The organism is Hymenobacter piscis, assembly GCF_018760735.1.
Classification (GTDB): Bacteria; Bacteroidota; Bacteroidia; order Cytophagales; family Hymenobacteraceae; genus Hymenobacter; species Hymenobacter piscis.
Map to the genome: position 1 here is coordinate 93,555 of NZ_JAHHZN010000015.1, position 6,000 is coordinate 99,554.

Genomic DNA, 6,000 nt, shown 5'->3' on the forward strand with positions numbered 1-6,000 from the left:
CAGGTGCCCACTGGAATATTGCTAATCCGGAGCGTACTTGCGGCCGCAACGAGGCCGAACTACCCGTTGCATCCCGATTTTCCACTGCCCCATGTCGCGTTTGTTTTCCGTTGCTTCTGCCCGTTTCGCCAGCCCTGCGGCTTGCGTGCTGGGTGTATGCGCCGCTGGGAAGCGCGTGGGCGGCAGCCCCGTGATGGTCAAGAAATCGAAGAAACCTACCCCGACCCGACCGTCGCACTAGTTCACCGCACCCCATCTGAACGTTCAAGCGCCGGTCCTGCCCAGGGTCGGCGCTTCTTTTTGTCCTGTTTTTTTCCTGGCCCACCCGCGGCCGGGGCCTTTTCCGACACTCGTTTTCTGCTTTCCTGGTTTATGAAGATTTTGAAGTTTGGCGGCACGTCCGTCGGGTCGGCGCAGCGGATGCGCGAAGTAGCGGAGCTGATTCACGCCCCCCACCTGGCGCGGCGCATCGTGGTGCTGTCGGCCATGAGCGGCACCACCAACGCGCTGGTGGAAATTGCCGGCCTGCTCTACGGCGGCGACGCGGCCGCGGCCGAAGCCCGCATCCGGTTCCTGCAGCAGCGCTACCACGAAGTGGCCCGCGAGCTGCTCCCGGGCCACGCCGAGGCCGTACTGCCCACCCTCGGCCAGCACTTCCAGACCCTGCTCGACCTGACCGCCGCGCCCCTCTCCGCCGATGGCGAGCGGGTAATTCTGGCCCAGGGCGAGCTGCTGAGCACCCTGCTGGTGCACGCCTACGTGACGCGGGTGCTGGGCCGCCCCGCCGTGCTGCTGCCCGCCCTCGACTTCATGCGCATCGACACCGACGAGGAGCCCGATGCGCCCGCCATCCGGGAGCTGCTGGCCGCCACGCTGGCCCCGCACGCGGCCGAGCGCCTGTTTATCACCCAGGGCTACATCTGCCGCAGCGCCCAGGGCTCCATCGACAACCTCAAGCGCGGGGGCTCCGACTACTCCGCTTCCCTGATCGGGGCGGCCGTGGGGGCCGAGGAAATCCAGATCTGGACCGACATCGACGGCCTGCACAACAACGACCCGCGCATCGTGCAGGGCACCTACCCCATCCGGGAATTGTCGTTTGACGAGGCCGCGGAGCTGGCCTATTTCGGGGCCAAGATTCTGCACCCCAGCTCGGTGCTGCCGGCCCGCCAGCACGGCATTCCGGTGCGGTTGCTCAACACCATGCAGCCCGAGGCCCCGGGCACGCTCATCTCGGCCAAAACCGGGGCCGAAGCCATCAAGGCCGTGGCCGCCAAGGACGGTATCACGGCCATCAATGTGAAGTCGAGCCGAATGCTGCTGGCCCACGGTTTCCTGCGCAGCCTGTTCGAGATTTTCGAGCGTTACCGCACTTCCATCGACATGATTACGACCTCGGAAGTGGCCGTGTCGCTGACCATCGACGACGCCGGCCGCCTGCCCCAGATTCTGGACGAGCTGCGCCGCTTCTGCTCGGTGGAAGTAGACGAAAACCAGAGCATCATCTGCCTCGTGGGCAACCTGCTCCAGGATGCCCACGGCGCCGCTAACCGGGCTTTCACGGCCCTCAAGGACATTCCGGTGCGCATGATCAGCTACGGCGGCTCGCCCAATAACATCAGCATCCTGGTCCGTACCGACGACAAAGTGCGTGCCCTGCAGGCCCTGAACGCCGGGCTGTTTCAGCGGTAGAGTAGAACCGTATAAGAACGGCGTCATGCTGAGCGCAGTCGAAGCATCTCTACCGCTTCGGTCTTACATCTCGCCTCACCCCCCGGCCCCCTCTCCGAAAAAGGAGAGGGGGAGCCAGCCGACAGGTTTACTATTGCGGTAGAGATGCTTCGACTTCGCTCCGCTGCACTCAGCATGACGGGCTTTTTGCCTCAGCTCCCCAGTCCCCAAGTACCCCAACACTCCAACCCATGCCTTTTCAACTTCCGGCGGAATTCCGCGACCAGCCGACTCCGTTTTACTACTACGACCTCGACCTGCTCGACCAGACCCTGGCGGCCCTGACGGCGGCCGCCCGGCCGGGCAATTTCCAGGTGCATTACGCCCTCAAGGCCAACTCCAACCTGCCCATTCTGGCGCGCATAAACCAGGCCGGGCTGGGCGCCGACTGCGTGAGCGGGGGCGAGGTGGCGCGGGCCCTGGAGGCCGGTTTCGGAGCTGAGCACGTGGTATTTGCCGGCGTGGGCAAGTCGGATGCCGAGATGAACCTGGCCCTGGCGGCCGATATTTTCTGCTTCAACGCCGAGTCGGTGCCGGAGCTGCGGGTGCTCGACGAGCTGGCCCGGGCCCAGGGCCGGCGGGCGCGGGTGGCGCTGCGCGTGAATCCGAACGTGGACGCCTACACCCACCCCCACATCACCACGGGCCTCGACGCCAACAAGTTCGGCATCAGCCTGCCCGACCTGGCCGGCGTCATCGACCAGCTCGACCAGCTGCCGAACGTGGAGCTGATTGGCCTGCACGCCCACATCGGCTCCCAGATTACGGAGCTGAGCGTGTTTGCCGCCCTCAGCCGCAAGCTCAACGACCTGCAGACCTGGCTCGAAGACCGGGGCCACCGCCTGCCCCACCTCAACGTGGGCGGCGGTTTGGGCATCGACTACGAGCAGCCCGACCAGCACCCGATTCCCGACTTCCGGACCTACTTCGGTATGTTTGAGCAGCACCTGGTGCGGCGGCCGGGCCAGCAGGTGCACGTGGAGCTGGGCCGGGCCGTGGTGGCCCAGTGCGGCACGCTGCTGAGCCGGGTGCTCTACGTGAAGGAAAGCCAGCACACGCGCTTTGCCATCCTCGATGCGGGCATGACCGAGCTTATGCGCCCGGCCCTCTACGGCAGCCACCACCACATCCAGAACCTGAGCCGCCCGGCCGGCAGCCCCGAGCAGGCCTACGACGTGGTGGGCCCCATCTGCGAATCCACCGATACCTTCGGCCGCGCCCGCCTGCTGCCCGAAACCAGCCGCCACGACCTGCTGGCCATCCGCTCAGCCGGGGCCTACGGCGAGGTTATGGCCTCGGGCTACAACCTGCGCGGGAAAGCGCCGGCCTTGTACCGGTAGCGCACCTTTTACCGGCCGAAACCGGGCGTTGGCTTGGCCCCAGGCCTTGTTGATCAAAACTTCTACCACCCCTGCCAGGCCGTTATCTACCTTTGTTTTACTAACAAGCGGCGCTGGCGAGGTGTATGGAAAGGAGCACCTCTCGCAGTGGAGTGTTAGGATCGGTACGTAGGGTGGAACTAAACAAGACCGATCATAACCCCGTCAGGAAAAAGCCGCTGCCTCTGGCAGCGGCTTTTCTGTTGGTACGCCCCTACTTGCTCTCCGACCACAGGATAGTCCACTTGCCCAGCTTCTGCTGGTGGGAATAGGGCGCGGCCAGCCACCGACGATGGGCCGGCAACTCGCCTTTTACCAGCAGCACCGGGCGCCGGCGCAGCAGGCTATCCAGAGCGGGCCGCTGGGTGGAATCCGGCAGATACAGGAGTTGCTGCCGCCAGGCTTTGTTGGTCTGAAACTGGGTTTCGCGGTTGAGGCTGGCGTTGCCATCGTGGAGCGACACGGGAATCTGCCCCAGCTCGAACGCCAGGGAGGGCAGCAGCTCATTGTACACCGCAATGGGCTGTCCCGTGAGTTTTCGCGCCCGGATAAAATCGGCCAGGGGACGGCTGCCGTTGAATTTCAGCTCGTTCTGACGCAGGATGGGCTTGGCCGACACCAGCAGAAAAGCCGTGAAAATGGTGGTGGCCACCAGCAGCCGGGGAGCTATGCGCACCTGGTTCCAGAGCGTGAGCGTGAGCACCAGCGTGATAACGCCCAGGGCCGGCGCCAGGGCCGTGAACGGGTGTACTGCCAGCTCCAGCTCCAGGGCGGCCGCCAATACGGGCACCAGGCACAACGCCCCGAGCACCAGCCCGAAAAACGCCACGATGCCCACGTACCACTTCAGCAGCACGGCCTCGGTGCAGCGGCCCAGGTAGTACACCGTGAGCAGCACTACGCCGGGAAACACGGGCAGCACGTACAGCAGCAGCTTGGATTTGGACAGGGAGAAGAACAGCAGCGGCACCAGCACCCAGAAAATGAGCACGTTGCGCCACTGCCGCGGCACCGTGGCCCAGGGCGTGCGCACGGCCCGCACCACCAGCGCCACGGCCCAGGGCAGACTGGTAGCCGGGGCCAGCACCAGGTAAAACCACCAGGGCTTGCTGCGGTTAAAGGTGGCCGCGTTGGCAAACCGCTCCACGGTGTGCTCCACCAGGAAGTAGCGGATAAAGGCCGGATTCTCGGCCATCAGGTACAGGTACCAGCTCAGGCCCACGCCCACGAACAGAGCAAAGCCCAGAGCGTGGTGCACCGTAAACGGCCGGGGCACAGCTTTTTCCGTCCGGAAACGGGTGCTGATGACGGCCATCAGGGGCAGCAGGAAGCCCACCGGCCCTTTGGTGAGAAACGCCAGGCCCAGCCCCAGCCAGAACAAATAGAGCCAGCGCGCCCCGCCGCTGGCGTAGTAGCGCAGTATGCCGTAGGTGGCGGCCAGCTCCAGGGTGGCCAGGTAGGCATCGGTAGTCACGTTGAGGGCCGCAATGAGCACCACCGGCAGCGTGCCGTAGATAACCGCCGCCGCCAGGGCCCGGGCCCGGTCCTGCTGAAACAGCAACAGCGCCAGCGCGTACATCAGCCCCACCTGCCCCAGCACGGCCAGCACCGGCAGCAGGCGCACGCCTACCGTGTTCACCCCGAACAGGCCCAGGCCCGCCGCCGTGAGCCAGTACGTGAGCGGGGGCTTGTGGAAGTGGTAAATACCCAGCAGCCGCGGGTGCAGCCAATCCTGGCCGGTGAGCATTTCGCGCCCGATTTCGGCGTAGCGGGCCTCCGAGCTTTCCAGCGGCCCCCAGCTGCCCAGCTGCCAGGCGAAGGCTCCGCCCAGCACTAACAGAAACAGCCAGAGCCAGCGGCGGGAAGTCATGGGAAACGGCATAGCACAGCAGTTAGGCAAAAAGAAGCAGCAAAGGTAGACGTTTGGGCAAGGCAATAGAAAAGAACGTTGTGCTGAGCGAAGGCGCAGCATGACGTGTTATTTCCACCCTCTCCCACTCCCTATCTTTGCCAGAGCGAAGCGGTGCTGCGCCCTACCCTGCATGAACGACGCCGATATCCGCCCCTTTCTGTATCCCCGGCTGCTGGGCGGCGTCTGGATTGATGAGCTGCCCACCGGCACCACCCGCGCCGACGTGGTTCACATCACGGAGCAGTTCATGCACGGCTACGAGCTCAAGGGCGACGCCGACACCCTGCAACGGGTGCCCCGACAGCTGCCCTGCTACGCCCGGGCCTACGATTTCGTCACGTTCGTGGTCACCGACAAGCATCTGGCCAAGCTGCTGCCCCTGCTGCCCGGGTGGGTGGGCATTCTGGTAGCCTCGGCCGAGGGGCTGCGCGAGCTGCGCCCCGCCGCCTACAACGCCACCGTGGAGCGCCCCGCCGTGGCCGGCCTGCTGCGGGTATCCGAAATCAAGCAGTTTCTGCTTTCCCAGGGCTTGCCCGGCGTCAGCACCCTGCGCCGCCGCGACATCCTGAGCTTCCTGCGCACCACCCGCCTCGTCTCGCTCGCGGAGCTGGCCCACTTTGTTCGCCGCCAGCTGCTGGCCCGCCACGAGGAACGCCTGCTGCTGCGGGCCGTGCGCAAAGCAGAGCGCGACCAAGCCGCCGCCCGCCGCAAGCGCCGCCCGAAGCATAAGTAGCCGTGGGAAGTGAGAAGTGAGAAGTGAGAAGTGAGAAGTGAGAAGTGAGAAGTGAGAAGTGAGAACGTCATTCCGAGCGCAGCCGAGGAATCTCGCGTGCTGACGTTGCCATAGTAACCCTTCCGTCAGCACGCGAAACCTTCCGTCAGCACGCGAAACCTTCCGTCAGCACGCGAAACCTTCCGTCAGCACGCGAAACCTTCCGTCAGCACGCGAAACCTTCCGTCAGCACGCGAAACCTTCCG

4 protein-coding genes are annotated in these 6,000 nt (G+C 65.0%); 3 read left to right on the forward strand and 1 reads right to left on the reverse strand.

Translation table 11 applies throughout. The features are described from left to right. Positions 1-372: 372 nt before the first annotated feature. Together KLP40_RS15350 and lysA are read left to right on the forward strand one after the other, a co-directional pair. Positions 373-1,692 carry an aspartate kinase gene (locus KLP40_RS15350; protein ID WP_215594719.1) on the forward strand — a complete coding sequence of 440 codons (1,320 nt, stop codon included), beginning with the start codon at positions 373-375 and terminating at the stop codon, positions 1,690-1,692. Between the two features lie 230 nt (positions 1,693-1,922). Beyond that, positions 1,923-3,071: a diaminopimelate decarboxylase gene (gene lysA / locus KLP40_RS15355; protein WP_215594720.1), complete on the forward strand. Its 1,149-nt coding sequence runs from the start codon at positions 1,923-1,925 to the stop codon at positions 3,069-3,071. A gap of 253 nt (positions 3,072-3,324) precedes the next feature. Here lysA and KLP40_RS15360 read toward each other — a convergent pair whose 3' ends face one another. Next, positions 3,325-4,992, reverse strand: a complete 1,668-nt coding sequence (locus KLP40_RS15360; RefSeq protein WP_215594721.1) for an ArnT family glycosyltransferase — start codon at positions 4,990-4,992, stop codon at positions 3,325-3,327. Between the two features lie 160 nt (positions 4,993-5,152). On the opposite strand from KLP40_RS15360, the gene KLP40_RS15365 reads away from it, so the two are divergent. Continuing rightward, complete coding sequence (locus tag KLP40_RS15365; RefSeq protein ID WP_215594722.1) at positions 5,153-5,755, forward strand: sce7726 family protein; 603 nt, start codon at positions 5,153-5,155, stop codon at positions 5,753-5,755. The last annotated feature ends 245 nt before the right edge of the window (positions 5,756-6,000 follow it).